The sequence below is a fragment of the Streptomyces sp. NPDC057486 genome (genome assembly GCF_042802415.1).
Lineage (GTDB): Bacteria > Actinomycetota > Actinomycetes > Streptomycetales > Streptomycetaceae > Streptomyces > Streptomyces yanii.
Genome location: NZ_JBHVEE010000120.1, coordinates 14,318 through 29,988 on the forward strand (window position 1 = coordinate 14,318; position 15,671 = coordinate 29,988).

15 protein-coding genes are annotated in these 15,671 nt (G+C 69.4%); 2 read left to right on the forward strand and 13 right to left on the reverse strand.

Features of this window, described 5'->3' with window-relative positions:
- Window positions 1–58 precede the first annotated feature (58 nt).
- Together ACFU6I_RS37115 and ACFU6I_RS37120 are read right to left on the reverse strand one after the other, a co-directional pair.
- The gene (locus ACFU6I_RS37115; protein WP_384375317.1) at window positions 59–943 is read right to left on the reverse strand and encodes an endonuclease/exonuclease/phosphatase family protein; all 885 of its coding nucleotides are present in this window, start codon (window positions 941–943) and stop codon (window positions 59–61) included.
- A gap of 12 nt (window positions 944–955) precedes the next feature.
- A complete protein-coding gene (locus ACFU6I_RS37120) occupies window positions 956–2,773 on the reverse strand; it encodes a glycoside hydrolase family 3 protein (protein WP_384375320.1) in 1,818 nt (605 codons plus the stop codon).
- 904 nt (window positions 2,774–3,677) lie between these two features.
- Between ACFU6I_RS37120 and ACFU6I_RS37125 the strand changes: the two genes are divergently transcribed.
- Window positions 3,678–4,061, forward strand: a complete 384-nt coding sequence (locus ACFU6I_RS37125) for a VOC family protein (protein ID WP_384375323.1) — start codon at window positions 3,678–3,680, stop codon at window positions 4,059–4,061.
- A gap of 148 nt (window positions 4,062–4,209) precedes the next feature.
- Here the strand turns inward: ACFU6I_RS37125 and ACFU6I_RS37130 are convergent, their stop codons facing one another.
- The 11 genes from ACFU6I_RS37130 to ACFU6I_RS37180 all read right to left on the reverse strand — a co-directional run bounded on the left by ACFU6I_RS37130 (window position 4,210) and on the right by ACFU6I_RS37180 (window position 14,596).
- Window positions 4,210–5,067 (reverse strand): amidohydrolase family protein, encoded by an 858-nt coding sequence (locus ACFU6I_RS37130; RefSeq protein WP_384375326.1) that lies wholly within the window; start codon window positions 5,065–5,067, stop codon window positions 4,210–4,212.
- A complete protein-coding gene (locus ACFU6I_RS37135) occupies window positions 5,064–5,501 on the reverse strand; it encodes a heterodisulfide reductase-related iron-sulfur binding cluster (RefSeq protein ID WP_384375329.1) in 438 nt (145 codons plus the stop codon). Before ACFU6I_RS37135 ends, ACFU6I_RS37130 begins: the two co-directional genes overlap by 4 nt.
- On the reverse strand, window positions 5,492–6,496 hold the full coding sequence (locus tag ACFU6I_RS37140) for an aldo/keto reductase (RefSeq protein WP_384375332.1): 1,005 nt from the start codon (window positions 6,494–6,496) through the stop codon (window positions 5,492–5,494). The genes ACFU6I_RS37135 and ACFU6I_RS37140 overlap by 10 nt, the downstream gene beginning before the upstream one ends.
- 14 nt (window positions 6,497–6,510) lie before the next feature.
- A complete protein-coding gene (locus ACFU6I_RS37145; RefSeq protein WP_384375335.1) occupies window positions 6,511–7,269 on the reverse strand; it encodes an SDR family NAD(P)-dependent oxidoreductase in 759 nt (252 codons plus the stop codon).
- Window positions 7,270–7,356: 87 nt separating this feature from the next.
- The gene (locus tag ACFU6I_RS37150; RefSeq protein ID WP_384375338.1) at window positions 7,357–8,208 is read right to left on the reverse strand and encodes a fumarylacetoacetate hydrolase family protein; all 852 of its coding nucleotides are present in this window, start codon (window positions 8,206–8,208) and stop codon (window positions 7,357–7,359) included.
- Between the two features lie 112 nt (window positions 8,209–8,320).
- Window positions 8,321–8,644, reverse strand: a complete 324-nt coding sequence (locus ACFU6I_RS37155) for an L-rhamnose mutarotase (RefSeq protein WP_384375341.1) — start codon at window positions 8,642–8,644, stop codon at window positions 8,321–8,323.
- A 22-nt stretch (window positions 8,645–8,666) separates the two neighbouring features.
- A complete protein-coding gene (locus ACFU6I_RS37160) occupies window positions 8,667–10,196 on the reverse strand; it encodes a sugar ABC transporter ATP-binding protein (RefSeq protein WP_384375344.1) in 1,530 nt (509 codons plus the stop codon).
- Entirely contained in the window at window positions 10,193–11,257 is a 1,065-nt protein-coding gene (locus ACFU6I_RS37165; RefSeq protein ID WP_384375348.1) for an ABC transporter permease, read from the reverse strand. The genes ACFU6I_RS37160 and ACFU6I_RS37165 overlap by 4 nt, the downstream gene beginning before the upstream one ends.
- Entirely contained in the window at window positions 11,254–12,360 is a 1,107-nt protein-coding gene (locus ACFU6I_RS37170) for an ABC transporter permease (RefSeq protein ID WP_384375351.1), read from the reverse strand. The genes ACFU6I_RS37165 and ACFU6I_RS37170 overlap by 4 nt, the downstream gene beginning before the upstream one ends.
- Window positions 12,357–13,445, reverse strand: coding sequence for a mandelate racemase/muconate lactonizing enzyme family protein (locus tag ACFU6I_RS37175; protein WP_384375354.1), 1,089 nt, complete (start codon window positions 13,443–13,445; stop codon window positions 12,357–12,359). Before ACFU6I_RS37175 ends, ACFU6I_RS37170 begins: the two co-directional genes overlap by 4 nt.
- Before the next feature lie 80 nt (window positions 13,446–13,525).
- Window positions 13,526–14,596 carry a sugar ABC transporter substrate-binding protein gene (locus tag ACFU6I_RS37180; protein WP_384375357.1) on the reverse strand — a complete coding sequence of 357 codons (1,071 nt, stop codon included), beginning with the start codon at window positions 14,594–14,596 and terminating at the stop codon, window positions 13,526–13,528.
- Between the two features lie 299 nt (window positions 14,597–14,895).
- Between ACFU6I_RS37180 and ACFU6I_RS37185 the strand changes: the two genes are divergently transcribed.
- Complete coding sequence (locus ACFU6I_RS37185; RefSeq protein WP_384375360.1) at window positions 14,896–15,615, forward strand: GntR family transcriptional regulator; 720 nt, start codon at window positions 14,896–14,898, stop codon at window positions 15,613–15,615.
- The last annotated feature ends 56 nt before the right edge of the window (window positions 15,616–15,671 follow it).

Sequence of the window (15,671 nt, forward strand, 5' to 3'; positions counted from 1 at the left end):
CGCCGGCGTAGCCGGGCAGGAGGCAGCGTGGACGAGGCCACGGTCGGCCTCGAACTGTTCAGTGGCCGCGCCGGTGGAGTTCCAGGTCGGCGACCACAGGGCGGTGGTCGGACGCCTCCGTCGCGACTTCCTGGGCACCGACCACGGTGATGTCAGGAGAGACGGTCACGAAGTCGATGCGCTTGAACGGGTTGACCGCCGGGTACGTCCAGCCGCCGTCCGGCGCGGTGTCCCGCAGCTTCTGCCACAGCGGCGCCAACTCAGGGGCCCTCGCCTCGGCGTTGAAGTCACCGACCAGAACCTTCGGGCCATGGTCGGCCGCAAGTACATCGAGCATGTCAGCCACTTGGGCCTTGCGGACCGACGGGTTGCCCCGGTAGTCCAGGTGCGTGTCGTAGACGTGCACGTGCGAGCCATTGACGTTGACCGTCACCTCGGCGAAGCCGGGCGCCGGGGCCGGCACCGGATTGGGCGTCTGAGTGGAGAGCCGGGTGATGTCGTGGTTCTCGGCCTCGAGTATCGGGTAGCGGCTCAGCACGGCGACGCCGTACTGCGGCCGGTCCCCGCCCTGGGTGGCCGGGTCCATGTCGTAGATCGGTGCGAAGAACACCTGCATGTCCAACTTGCCGGCCAGCGAACGGGCCTCGTCCACGAAATTGCTACGGGCACCCCAGTGCACGTCGACCTCCTGGAGGCCGACCACGTCGGCGTGCAGACCGCGGATCGCCTCGGCGGTGCGGTCGAGGTCGAAGACGTCGTCCTCGCCGGCCCCGGCGTGGATGTTGTAGGTCGCCACCCGCAGCGGCACCGCAGGGGCCTGCGACCCGGGGACGTCGGCGTCCGCGGCGGTCGCCGGTGCCACCGCGGCCAGCACGGCAGCGGCGGCGAGCACGGCAGCGGCGGCACGGCTGCCGCGGACAGGACGTCGGAAATTGAGCTTCATGTCTTCTCCGGATCAGGTTGTGGTGAGGCCGGCACCGAACGGGAACAGGGGCGTTCCCGGACGGGCGGGATCGGGGATGGTCACGGGCAGGTGTCCGGCGGGCTGGATCGCTCCGGCCAGCACCCCGGCGAGGGAGCGCATCGCCACGTCGTTGAACGCATAGGTGGTGAGGTAGGTGGGCGCCTCGGGAAAACACATCACGTCGTACGGATCGCGCACGGCCACCGCGATGACCCGAGCGCCGGATGCCAACAGCGCAGCGACCAGCTGCTGCTGGCCGGGATCGCCGGCCGCGCGGTTGGTGAGCACCACTGTGGTGCCGTGCGACCGCGCGGCCGCGACGGCGGCATCGATACGTGCCCGGGACGGCTTAGCCCCGGTGCTCAGGACGTCCACCGTCAGGCCCCGGTCGGTGAACGCCCGGCCCAGGGCGGCGGTGGTCGTCGGCTCCGCAGGGTCGTCCCATCCGGTGACGAGCACCCGGTCCGCCGGTCGGAGCGGGAGCGCACCCGCCTCGTCGCGCAGCAACGTCGTGGTGCGGTTGGTGATCCGCTGTGCGACGGCCAGGTGATCCGGTGTGCCGACCGTGTCTGCGACGTCTGCGGTGCCGACGAAGGGCGAGCGGACGATTCCGCGGCGCCACTTCAGCCGCAGCACCCGGGCCACCGACTCCTCGATGCGGTGCTCGGTCAGCTCACCGCTGCGGACCGCAGCGAGGACCGCCTCATAGGCGACCCGCATCACCGGCGGGTTGACCAGCATGTCGGCGCCCGCCTTCAGCGCGAGCACCGGTACCCGCTCGTCGCCGTACTTCTGCCGCACGCCGGCCATTCCGAGCGAGTCGGTCACCACGACGCCGTCGAAACCGAGCTCCTCGCGCAGCAGCCCGGTGAGGATCGGGTGGGACAGGGTGGCGGGATCGCCGGACGGGTCGAGCGCGGGCACGACGATGTGAGCGGTCATCACCACATCGGCGCCCGCGGCGATGGCGGCCCTGAACGGAGGCAGGTCGATCCGGTCCAGCTCCGCACGGGAGTGGCTGATGACCGGCAGTCCGCTGTGACTGTCGACCGCCGTGTCGCCGTGGCCGGGGAAGTGCTTGACGGTCGCGGCCACACCGGCGGCCTGGTAGGCGCGCACCTGCGCGGCCACCATCTCGGCGGCCAGCTCGGGGGATTCGCCGAAGGAGCGCACTCCGATCACCGGGTTGGCCGGGTTGACGTTGACGTCGGCCACCGGCGCCAGGTTCTGGTTGACGCCGACGGACCGCAACTCCTGCCCGGTGATGCCGGCAGCGGTGCCCGCGTCGGCGACGCCGCGCCCGGCTGCCAGGGCCATGTTGCCGGGGAACTGGGTGGCCGGCGGCCCCAGCCGCACCACCGCACCCTGCTCCTGGTCGATGCTCAGCAGCAACGGCACTCGCGAGGGCTGTTCGAGGGCCGCCCGCTGGATGCCGTTGGAGAGTCCGGCTACCTGCTCGGGCGCACGGGTGTTGCCGGCATAGGCGAAGTACACGAAGCCACCGAGGTGGTAGCGGGCCACGGCCTGTGCCGCATTGTCCACCCCGAGGAAGGACTGGTTCGTGTGGACCGCGTCCGGGTCGGTGGTGTCCGCGGACTCGCCGTACACGCGGGTGGTGAACAGCTGGCCGACCTTCTCCTCCAGCGTCATCCGGCGGAGCGTGGAGTTCACCCAACCGGTCTCGGCGGCAGGGGTCGGTGGCGCGGTGGCGGCCATGGCGCGCGGCGCGTTCAGCGCGACCGCGGTTGCCGCAGTGACGCCGGCCGCGAGGATCGCTCGACGGCTGACGGAATGTTCGGGAATTGGCATGCAGCGCTCCCCAGGTATGGAACCAGAACCACTTCACGAAGGCGGAGTGACAACGAGCCGAGAAATTAGGGAACGTCGGTGAATCACTGACTGTGAATCATCGACGCGCGTATGACCGACTGATGACATCCACATATCCCGGACCCCGGGTCCGGAGGTCCGTTCGGAAAGTGGTCCGGTCCAGGGGTGGGCTATCGCACTACCGCTGACCTCCGCGTTTCGGTTCGCTGACTCGGCTGAGGCCGGGAGACCATCTGCTTACCGGTCAACGGGCTCGTCCGGTCGAGCAGGGGGTCCGGAACGCGTCTGCACCGGGCAATTCGGTGATGGTTCATCGGGGAATCCTGTTGAGTGGATGGCGTAATTCGCCATGTCATAAATCCGCCACCCGTTTCCTCTTGCAGCGGTTGTGGGCTGCTGTGTCAAATGAGGGACCGGCAGATGAATGCCTTCCGCTGTCGACGAGAATGCAGCGCATGGGTCGACCTCAGGACAGCCCTTGCGGGGAGTCACAGGTTTCCCATGTGAGGCAAGGGGGGACCAGCCGCACGGCTGGTCCCCGCTGAAGGCGGCCCTGGCCGTCATGGGGGCGGGCTTGTCCGGCCGGCGGTGGTGTCTCACCCGTACGGTGTCGGCCGCCGGGCCCCGCTGACCTACCCGGTCCGTCACGTCGGCGGTCGCGCAGATGCCGTCGCCGTTGCTTTCTCCGTCGATGGCCGGGAACTGACGTCGGCTCCGTGCGCCGTCACTGTGTCCCGGTAGCAACCTGTCGGTCATCCCCGACCCGGCGACCCACCGGAGCACCATGGACACCGAGCACCCGGGGTGGTTCCCGCTGTCCGCAGCGACGAGCACCGACGCAACTCGGTGGCGTTCGGCGTGGAGATCAGGAAGGCTCGCGCGCATGATCTCGGTATTGCAGAACATAGCGATTGACTGTGCGGATGCCTACGAGCTGGCCCGGTTCTGGAGCAGTGTGACTGGTCGTCCGCAGCATCCGGAGGACAGGCCGGGTGCCCGGGAGACTCAGGTGCTGCTGGCGGAGGGCCCGGTGCTGCACTTCAACCAGGTGCCCGAGGCCAAGACGATCAAGAACCGGATCCATCTGTGCTTGCGCCCTGATACGTCGCGTGATCAGGAGGCGGACCGGCTGCTGGGCCTCGGTGCCACCTTTGTCGCCGATCATCGGAATCCCGATGGTTCAGGCTGGGTGATCCTTGCTGATCCCGAAGGCAACGAATTCTGCGTTCTGCGCAGTGAGTCCGACCGAGCCACCATGACTTCCTGACGCTCACGCGCCGTCCTGGCCGGTGTCGAAGGGAATGCCTTGTCCGCGCGGCCTTCGGGCGCCCGGGTGCGGGGCCGGGCCCGCACCCGGGCGAGGCATCAGGATGCGACTGGGAAGCGGTCCCGGGATCGAAGTCCGCTCTCTGTCGCTACCCGCCGAGGTGGTAGACGCGCATCGCGTTCAGGCGGAAGAGGGCGTCCTTCTCGACCGGGCTGAGCGAGTCGGTGAGCCGGTCCGTGATGCGCACGACCTCGCTGTAGCCGGCTTCCAGCGTCGATACCGGCCAGTCGGAGCCGAAAAGCAGACGCTGGGCGCCGAATGCCTCCAGTGCGGTCTCGACGTAGGGCTGGAGGTCCTCGATCCGCCAACTGCCGGGGACGGCTTCGGTGAGCAGGCCGGAGAGCTTGCACACGGTGTTGGGCAGCGCGGCGAACTGCCGGAGGTCGTCCGACCAGGGATCGAGCGCGCCGGTGGCGATGGGGGGCTTGCCCAGGTGGTCGAGGACGAAGGTCAGCCCGGGCAGGCCGGCCGCCGCGGCGACGGCGGCGGGCAGTTGGTGCGGCTTGACGAGGAGGTCGTAGGCGAGACCGGAAGCAGCGACGGCGAGCAGACCGCGCCGGACGTCCGGGCGCAGCAGCCAGTGCGGGTCCGGCTCCTCCTGAACCTGGTGCCGGATACCCACCAGCCTGTCCCCGCCCGGCTGTTCGCGGAGCCTGTCGAGGGCGTCGGCGACGTCCGGGGCGGTGAGATCGATCCAGCCGACCACCCCGGCGACGAGTCCGCCCTCGGTGGCCAGGGCCAGCAGCTCGGGGGTCTCCTCCGGCACGGTGACGGTCTGCACCACGACGGTGGCGGTCACCCCGGCGGCGCGGGCCTCGGGCTCGAGGTCGGCGACCGCGAAGGACCGGTTCAGCGGGGCGAGTTCCTCGCCCGTGATCCAGCCCTGCGGCCGGACCTTCAGGTCCCAGACATGGTGGTGTGCGTCGATGATCCGGCGGGCGGTCACATTTCCTCCGTGGTGACGGTGATGAGGTCCAGAGTGCGGGGACCGTGGATGCCGTCCACGTCGGTCACCTGCAACATGTCGATGAGGAACCCGGTGAGTTCGTGGACCCGCGGGACCAGATCGGAGACCTCGTACCGGAGCGCGGCGTCGCCGTATTCCTCGGCCGGCGTCGAGAGGTTCTCCCTCACCATTGCGGCGCAGGAGGCGGACGGGGCGACGACGGCGTCGTAGTGCCGGAAGATCCGCGCGAACCGGGCGACCAGCGGCACGGCGTCCGAGAGGTAGCCGGTGTTGAAGTGCATCTGGCCGCAGCAGGTCTGCTCCAGCGGGAACTCCACCGTGTGGCCCAGCCGTTCGAGCAGGCTGGCGACGGCTCGGCCGGTTCCGGGGAAGAGCGTGTCGTCGAAACAGGTGACGAACAGCGCTATTCGCATGGCGGCTGGTCTCTTCGCGGGAAGGGCAGGTGGTCGGGCAGCAGGCCGGCGGTCCGCAGCTCCTGCCAGAGCGCGTCCGGGATGTCCAGGCTGAGCAGCCGGGCGGCGTCGGCGACCTCCTCGGCCGACCGGGCTCCGATCAGCACGCCGGCGACGGCCTGCGGGGCGAGGGCGAATCGGACCGCCGCCGCGCGCAACGGCACGCCATGGCGCTCGCAGATGGTCTGCATCCGCAGGGCGCGGTCGACGAGTTCGGGTGGGGCGGCGGCGTAGTCGAAGGTGGCCCCGGGCCTCGGGTTCGCCAGGACTCCGGAGTTGAAGACGCCACCCACGACGACCGACACGGCGCGCCGGGCCGCCTCGGGCAGCAGCTCGGCCATCGCACCCTGGTCGAGCAGGGTGTACCGTCCGGCCAGCAGCACTGCGTCGATGTCGGTGTCGCGGACGAAGCGCGCCAGTATCTCGGACCGGTTCATGCCGACGCCGATCGCGCGCACCACGCCCTCCGCGCGCAGCTGTTCAAGGGCCGGATAGGCCTGGCCGATGGCCTCGGCGAAGTGGTCGTCGGGGTCGTGCAGATGGACGATGTCCACGCGGTCCAGGCCGAGCCGTTGCAGGCTGCCCTCCAGGCTGCGCCGCACGCCGTCGGCGCTGAAGTCCCACACCCGGCGGTGGGTCGCCGGCACGGCGAAGCCGTGGGCGAGATCGTCACCGACCGGGTATGGAACGGGTTCCAGCAGCCTGCCGACCTTCGTGGCGACGGTGTACTCCGCCCGGGGGCGGTCGCGCAGGGCCGCGCCCAGGCGGCGCTCGGAGAGGCCGAGTCCGTAGTGGGGTGCGGTGTCGAAGGAGCGGATGCCCGCCGCCCAGGCCGCGTCGACCGTCCGGGTGGCGGACTCGTCCGTGACCGGGGTGAAGAGGTTGCCGACCCCGGCGGCACCGAAGGACAGCCGGGTGACCGTCGCGGTGCTGCGGCCGAGCTGCGCTTGTCGCATGGCGGTGTCCCTCCTCATCGGACGGTCGGCCGCAGTCGCAGGCCGGCCATGCCGCCGTCCACCGCGAGGGCCGTGCCGGTGACGGAGGCCGCGGCGGGCGAGGCGAGGTAGGTGACAGCGGCGGCCACCTCCTCGGCGGTGACCAGGCGGCCGTGGGGCTGGCGGGCGTCGAGCGCGGCGCGTTCGGCCTCCGGGTCCTCGGCGGCGTCGAGCAGGCGCCCGACCCACGGGGTGTCCACCGTTCCGGGGTTGACGCAGTTGACCCTGATGCCCTCGCGGACATGGTCGGCGGCCATGGCACGCGTGAGCGACAGCACCGCGCCCTTGCTCGCCGAGTACAGCGCACGCTGCGGCAGTCCGGCGGTGGCGGCGATCGAGCAGGTGTTGACCACCGAGGCGTGGGCCGAGCGGCGCAGGTACGGCAGGGCGGCCCGAGTGGTGCGGACGATGCCCAGGACGTTGACGTCCAGGACGCGGTGCCACTGGTCGTCGGGGTTGTCCTCCACCGTCCCGGCTGCGCCGATGCCGGCGTTGTTGACGAGGATGTCGACGCCGCCCAGGGCCTCGGCCGCCTGCTGGACGGCCGCGCGTATCGAGGCGTCGTCGCCGACGTCGGCGGTGAAGCCGACCAGCGGCTCGCTCACCGCCTCCGGGGCGAGGTCGAGGACGGCCACCCGCGCGCCGCGCTCGGCGAGCAGGGTGGCGGTGGCGAGGCCGATGCCGGAGGCGCCGCCCGTGACGAGCGCAGTGAGCCCGTCAAGATCCTTGGTCATGCTGCGACCTCTCCCTTGGGACGATGATTGACCATCAGATTTCTTTGCTGCGGTAGCAGTCGCGTGAGCAGCGGCAGGTGCCGACTGTCACGCGCTGACGAAGGTCTGGCGCTGGGTGCCGAGGCCGTCGACGGACAGCTCCACCACATCGCCCGCGCGCAGGTACGGGGTCCCCGGAAGACCGAGGGCCACACCGGCCGGCGTTCCGGTGTTGATCACGTCGCCCGGCCGGAGCACCATGTACTGGCTCAGGTAGCAGACGAGGTAATGGATGCCGAAGATCATGTTTTTGGTGCCGCCGTCCTGGCGTACTTCGCCGTTGACGGCCAGCCGCAGGCCGAGCGCCTGCGGGTCGCCCACCTCGTCCTGGGTCACCAGCCAGGGACCCAGCGGGTTGAAGGTCTCGCAGGACTTGCCGAGGTCCCACTGGGCGGAGTACTCGAGCTGGAATTCACGCTCGGAGACGTCATTGCTGATGGCATAGCCGGCGATGCACCCCGCGGCCTCGTCGGGGTCGGCCAGGTAGCGGGCCTCCTTGCCGATGACGACCGCAAGTTCGACCTCCCAGTCGGTCTTCACCGAGCCGCGGGGGATCAGCACCTGGTCGTACGGCCCGACCACGGTTGCCGGGTCCTTCATGAAGACCACCGGCCGTTCGGGGACGGCGGCCCCGGTCTCCTCCGCGTGATCGCGGTAGTTGAGGCCGACGCAGACGACCTTGCCGGGACCGGCGATCGGCGCGCCGATCCGCAGGCCCGTCGTCTCGAGTACGGGCAGCCCGCCCCGGGCCAGGGCGTCGCGTACCCGGTCGAGTCCGCCCGAGGCGAGGAATGCCCCGTCGATGTCACGGGTCAGGCCCGAAAGGGCGAACGCGCGGCCGTCTTCGCCGAGGACGGCCGGGACCTCCTCGCCGGGTGCGCCGAGACGCAGCAGCTTCATGTCGTACCTTCCAGTGGTGCGGAGGCCGGGCCTCCATGGCTGGCATGCCTCTGTCTGCATGCATCAGATGAATGTGCGGGGCCTTGGTGGCCGAACGGTCGGGCACGGTCAGCTACTCCATGAGGAATACCTGTTCCATCTCCGTCCACCACTCGCCCTCGCGTGCCGTCGACAGTTGTCGCTGGCACTGGTCGGTGAGCTTCCACCACTCCTGTGTCACCGGGTCCCTGGCGATCGAGGCCATGTCAGCGGCGAAGTCGTCGCCCCGGTACTCGAAGTAGGCGAACAGCAATCCGTCGCTGTGGAAGATCGAGTAGTTCGAGATGTGATGCGCCTGCAACGCTGCCAGGACGCCGGGCCACGGCTCGGCGTGCAGCCGCTTGTACTCCTCCAGCTTTTCGGGCCTTGCTGCGATGACCATGCCGAATCTGCGCATGGATGGATTCACCACTTCTCTGTCATGCGGCCGGTCGGTCGACGTGGTGCACGAGGCCGATCACGGCTTGGCTCGTCTCGGCGTAGTCGTGGCTGTTGTCGACGGTTCCGGTGACCTTGAAGTCCCGCATGACGACGATGCGGTCGGCGAGTGTCACCATCTCCGGCAGGTCGCTGGTGATCAGCAGGATCGCCATGCCCTCGGCGGCGAGCTGCCAGATCACCTGGTGGAAGGCGGCCTTGGTACGGATGTCGATGCCGACGGTGGGCTCGTCGATGATGAGGATCTCGGTGTCGGCGGCCAGCCACTTGGCCAGACTGACTTTCTGCTGGTTGCCGCCGGACAGCTGGCCGACGAGCTGTCCGGTTCCGGACGTCCTGATCCCCAGCCGCTCGGTGTACTCCTCGGCGAGAGAGCGTTCCCGCCGCCGGGCCACGTAGCCCAGAGCCCTGCGGATGCGGGGCCAGACCGTGGCTGCGATGTTCATCGTCAACGGCTGGTCGAGGAAGAGACCTTCCTCCTTGCGGTTCTCCGGGACGTAGCCGATGCGGTGGGTGTTGAGCGCCTGGCCGACGTTGCCGATGCGGGCCTCCTGTCCGGCCACGAGGATCCGGCCGTCGGTGATCCGGTCCAGGCCGAGCACTGCCTTCGCCAGCTCGGTACGCCCCGCGCCGACCAGGCCGTAGAGCCCGACGATCTCGCCGCGGCCCACGTCGAGGCTGACGTCGCGGTGCCCGGACGCGGTGGAGACGGAGTCGAGTTCCAGCGCGGCCGGACCCTCCTCGTCGCGGGTTCGCGGGGGGAACGTCACCTGCTGGTGGCTGCGGCCGACCATCAGACCGACCACCTCGTCGCGGCTGTGCGCGGCCAGCGGGGCCGCTTCCAGCACCGACGCGCCGTCGCGCAACACCGTGACGGTGTCGGCGACCGCGAAGACCTCCTCCAGCTTGTGGCTGACCAGCAGGATCGACGTGCCCTGGTCGCGCAGTCGCCGCACCACCTCCAGCAGTCGGTCGGCCTCGGCCAGGGTCAGCGCCGAGGTCGGCTCGTCCAGCAGAAGGACGCGATTGTCTCCCGACAGTGCCTTGGCGATTTCCACGAGTTGCATCTGCGCGACCGACAGCTCCTTCACCGGGGTGTCGACGTCCAGGTCGAGGCCGATCAACTCGAGGCAGCGACGCGCGTCCTCACGCATCCGGTCGCGGTCGACGAGCCCGCGACGGGTGGGTGTGCGGTGCAGGGTGGTGTTCTCCGCGACGGAGAACTCGGGCACGAGATTGCGCTCCTGGTGGACGACACCGATGCCTGCCCTGACCGCGTCGAGCGGCGAGTGGAGCGTGATCTGACGGCCGGCCAGAGACAGGGTCCCTGCGTCGGGGCGGTGCACCCCGGTGAGGATCTTGATCAGGGTCGACTTCCCGGCGCCGTTCTCCCCGAGGAGAGCGTGGACCGAACCGGGGTCCATGCGCAGAGTGGCGCCGTCCAGGGCTCGTACCCCGGGGAACTTCTTGACCAGGCCTGCGGCGAGGAGTGCGGGCTTTCGTTCGGTCACGAGGGGCTCCCGGTGGTGTGCTGTTGCGGCGCGTCTGCGGCGGGACGCCGCGCGGCGCGGGCTCGTCGGGTCTCGCGGAGCCGACCGAGGATCACCGTGCCCAGGACGACCGCCCCGACGGTGAAGTTGACCCAGCTTGGGTCGAGTGAGTACTGCGCTCGGGCGACGTCGACGAGCCGGACCACGAAGGCAGCCAGGACCGTGCCGAGGACGGAGATCGCGCCACCGGCGAGCGCGGCGCCTCCGATGATCGGCGCCGCGAAGCTGGGCAGGAGCCAGTCCGCACCGATGCTGGTGTTCACCCCCGGTGCCGAGGCTGCGGTGAGCACCGCGGCGATGCCGACGACGAGCCCCGAGATGCTGTGCGCCAGGATGAGCGAGCGGTCGTTGGATATCCCCGACAGCCTCGCGGCCAGCGGGTTGCCACCGCTTGCCAGCAGTCGCCGTCCGGCCGTCGCCCGGCGCAGGAAGAAGGCCAGGATCGCGGCGGTCGCCAGGGCGATCAGGAAGATCACCGGGACGTTGAGGACGCTCGCGGATCCGAGCCTGCTGAGCGAGCTTTCAGGGAGGTCGATGGTGCGCGTCCCCGCGACCTTGTACTGCAGGCCGCCCAGGATCGTCATGGCAGCCAGGGTGACGATGAAGCCGTTGATCCGGGTGGTCACGACGAGCAGGCCGTTGGCGGCTCCGATGGCCGCGCCTCCGGCCAGGGCAATGGCGACGGCGACGCCGGTGGGGACGCCGTGGTCGGCCATGAGGGCGCCGATGGAGACCGAGAGGAAGCCTCCCAGCGCGCCGACGGAGAGGTTCATCTGCCCGACGGCGAGGACGACGAGCTGGGCGAGCCCGATGAGAATCGGGACGGTCAGATAGACCAGGACGCCGCGTACTGCGTTGCCGTGCAGCAGGCCGCCGTGCGAGCCGGCGACCAGCCCCGCGTATGCCAGGACGCTGACGACCGCGAGGGTCGCCTCCGTCGAGCGGCCGAGCCGCGGCAACCACCGTACGCGCGCCCCGGGAGCACTCCGCGTGCTCATGTCGGGTGCTGTCTGGATGCTCATGAGGATGACACCGTCCTCCTGGTCGAGACCGCGGTCCTGATCCGTTCGGTGGAGAGCGCGAGAAGGAGGATCACGCCCAGGTAGATGTTGAGGTTCTCCAGGCCGACGCCGAGCGTGGTGAGCCCTTGGCGGATCACCTGGACCAGGGAGGTGCCGAGGAACGTGCCGATGACGGACACGACACCGCCGGTGAGCAGGGTGCCGCCGAGCACCGGCCCGAGGAAGGACGGGATCATGAACTCGCTGCCGATGCCGGCGGTGAACGATCCGGAGGTGACGGCGAGCATGAATCCGGCCAGCCCGGCCAGCGTCCCGGAGAGGGCGTGCGCGGTGACGACCCGGCGTCCCGCCGGGATCCCGGAAAGGTTGGCGGCGGTGATGTTCGAGCCGACCACGAGCAGCTCGCGACCCAGCCGGGTCCGGCTGTAGAGGTAGCCGACGAGCCCCATGGCCGCGAGGGTGAACAGCATCAGCTGCGGGACGGCCGGGGATCCGCAGACCTGGCCGACGCAGATATCGGCCAAGGAGTAGTCGCGCAGCTCCGCCATGCCCGCCGGCTTGGCCGTGAAGGCCGCCATGGTGGCGAACTGCGAGTAGACCAGGGACACCAGGCCGAGCAGGGCGAAGTCCATGGCCAGCGTCACCACGAAGGAGTTGACGCCGGTGGCGGTGATGATCCAGCCCGTCAGCGCGCCGATCGCGGCACCCGCGGCAAGTCCGACCACGAGGCCCACGTAGAGCGGCAGGTGCCAGTTCTGATAGGCCAAGCCCATGAACATCGCGGAGAACGCGGCCATCCGGCCCACCGCGAGGTTCATGTGACCGATCGACAGCACGGCCAGCTGCGCGAGGCCCACCACCGTGATCGTCGCGATGTCCCGGAGCAGCGGGAAGACGACCAGCTGCTGGTCGAAGAACGCGCCGCGCATCGAGCCGAAGAGCACGACCAGGGCGGCGATCACCAGGAGCAGGCTCACCCGCTGAGCGAAGCCGGGCGAGCGTGGTGCGGAGCGGCGAGCCGACGAGTGCTCCTCGGCTGAGCGCTCTTCGGGCGACCGTGGTTCGGCGGGCTGCTTGTTCTCGTCCACTCGGGCCGTGGTCATGCCTTCCTCCGGTTGTCGATCTCGTCGAGGTCCCATGCGATGCCCAGGCCCGGGGCGTCGGGCGCGACCGCGTGCCCGTCCTCGACGAGCATCGGGCTGCGGGTGACGGCCCGGAGCTGGGGGATGTGTTCGACGTAGCGCCCGTTGGGGATCGCGGCGACCAGGCTCACATGCAGCTCCATGAGGAAGTGCGGGCAGACGTCGACGTTGAAGGTCTCGGCGAGGTGGGCGACCTTCAGCCACGGCGTGATACCGCCGACCCGTGCCACGTCGACCTGCACGATGGACGCCGCGCCACGGGCGAGGTAGTCGCGGAACTGCGCGGCGGAGTAGAGGGATTCGCCCACCGCGACGGGTATCGAGGTCGACCGGGCGAGGGCGACGTGGCCCGCCACGTCATCGGCGGGCAGCGGCTCCTCGAACCAGGCGAGGCCGAGGGGCTCGAAGGCCGCGGCCCGCCGTCGGGCCTCGGCGTAGGTCATCGACTGGTTGGCGTCGACCATGATGTCGAGGCCCTGGCCCACCGCGTCGCGTACCGCGCTCAGCCGTTCGAGGTCCTGGTCGACGCGCTCCTTGCCGACCTTGAGCTTCACTCCCTGCCAGCCGGCGGCCTGCGAGGCGAGGGCTCCCTGCACCAGCTCCTCGGTCGACAGGTGCAGCCATCCGCCTTCGGTGTCGTAGAGCGGTACGCGTCGGCGGAAGCCGCCGGCCAGCTGCCACAGCGGCTCTCCGGCGCGCTTGCAGCGCAGGTCCCACAGAGCGGTGTCGACCGCGGCCAGCGCGAGTGATGTGATCGCGCCGACCGTGGTGGCCCGGGTGGAGGCGAACAGGTCGAACCAGATGTGCTCGATCTGGGCGGCGTCGGCGCCGATCAGCCGCGGCAGCAGGTGCTCGCGGAGCATCGCGAGCACGGACGTCCCGCCGGTGCCGATGGTGTACGAGTAGCCGGTGCCGGTACTGCCGTCGTCGATTGTCAGGTCGACAAAAATCGTCTCCTGCTTGAGGAACGCCTGGACAGCGTCGGTTCGAAGCGTCTCCACCTCGATGTCGGCCAGGTAGGCGGTAGCTTCGACGATCTTGGCCATGATTCTCATGTCCTTGGTTTCGGTGGCTGGAACCGTCCGGCGGTCCCGCAGGTCAGCCGGACGGCAGTGCGCGCTGCTGGTCAGGAACAGGACAGGACGTCGGTCTTGAAGTCGCTGAGCAGCTGCTGGGTCTTGGCCTCACGCTCGGTGTCGTAACCGGCGACGTTGGCGCGGGTGACGACGAAGGACCCGGAGTCGATCACCACACCCGGGGTGCGCACCGTGCATGCCTTGCTCTGAAGCTGACCGAGTGCCCACGCACCGACGTATGCCTGGCCGACCGGATTCTGGGTGACCGTCGCGGCGACCGAGCCGTTCTTGATGCCCGCGAGGATCTTCGGGTCGTCGTCGATGGCGATGACCTTGATCGGCAGGCCGGCGGCCTTCACTCCCGCGGCAGCCGCGACCGCCGGGTTGTAGGCGGTCGAGACGATCCCGTCGACCTTCGAGCCATGACTGGTGAGCAGGTCCGAGACCGCCTTCTGCGCCGTCTGCAGGTCCTTGTCGGTGTCGGTGACGGTCGTCAGCAGCTTGACCTTGCCGTCGGTCTCGTCGACGGCTTTCTTCACCCCGGCGATCCGGCGCTGGGTGTTGGAGTCGACGTTGTTGCCGGTGAGGTGGACGAGAGTGCCGTGTCCGCCCATCGCGTCGATGGCTGCCTTCGCGGCCTTGTACGCGGCTTGCTCGACATCGGTCGACAGACAGAAGTCGGCCTTGTCGGCATCACCGGTCGGGCAGGAGCCCAGAGACCCGACCGCGAAGCCCTTGGACTTCAGGTCGCTGAACGTGGCGTTGATGTCCGTCGGTGAGACCCCGAAGATACCGAAGGCGTTGTAGCCCTGCGCCGCCAGCGAGGTCAGCAGGCCGTTCTGCTTGTTCTGGTCCCACTCGGCCGTCTCGTTGAACGTCACGTCACCGAGCCCGAAGTCGGCCTTGGCCTTGGCGCCGGCGGCGCTCCACGGTTGGAAGTACGGGTGGGCTCCGCCCGGCACCAACGCGACCTTGACACTCGACGGCGTTGTCTTCGCGGCCGACGGGGCCTGGTCACCGGCGGATGCCGAGCCCTTGGTGCTGCAGCCGGTGAGAGCCACCGCCAGCACCACGGATGCTCCGATGACGAGCCTCGCCTGGGTGATGAGCGAACGCTTCATGGTTCAGCTTCCTTACGATTCGATGGATCGTATATTTTTCGAGGAGCTTGGGCCTTCCGGTCCTGGACCGTCAAGAGCCGTGACTCAATCGAGATGAAGGCTGCGCAACCGCGCGGGATCCCGGCTTCCACATAGGCATTTTCCTGCGGAGTGCGAGGGTTTCGCGGCCCGCTCCTCCGAGTGGAAGGCGCCCCGTGGGGGCGTGTGTGCGGAGCACTCATCCACGACGCGATTTCATTGATCGTATATGATCTTTGAGCTGGATAGAGTGAGAAGAGGCAGCGACACAAGGGGGCACGATGGCTTCGGCACCGGGACGCCTGATCCTGGCCGAGACGGTCTACGACATGATCCGGCAGCGGCTGGTCAGTCATGAGATCGAACCTGGGACCAAGCTCAACATCAACGGCCTTGCTGCCGAGTTGGACGTCTCGCCCACGCCTGTCCGCGAGGCGCTGGCCCGGCTGGAATCCGATGGTCTGGTGGTCAAGCGCTCCCTGGCCGGTTACACGGCGGCTCCGCTCATGACCAGTGCGGACTTCGGTGACCTGTTCGAGATGCGGTTGCTCCTGGAACCCGTCGCGGCGGCCCGGGCGGCCACCCGCATCACAGCCGACGACCTGCTCGCCCTCGAGGGGCACCTCCGCGAGATGCGCAGGGTGCAGCATGATGCGAGCCGGGAGACTCTGCGTCTTTTCTTCCTCCAGGACGCGCTGTTCCATGCCCGGATCGCGAACGCCGTCGGCAATGCGCTGATGGCCGACACGCTGCGACGGTTTCATGCGCACGCGCACCTCTACCGACTCCACTTCCGCGAAGAGAGTGCCGAGGCGACGTGCGTGGAGCACGAGCGCATCCTGGAGGCGCTGCGCGAGTCGGATCCGGACATTTCGGCGGCGGCCATGCGCAGCCACATCCGGCGGGCCCGGCAGCGACTGCTGCCCGCGCTGGGCGATGCCGACCACGGCGCCCCCGACACCGACCCGACGCAAGACGGTTCGTACGACGTCACCACCTGAACGCGAGCAGTGCGGGGATCTGTGGGCCCGGCCGCAGCTACGGCGCGGCCGGGCCC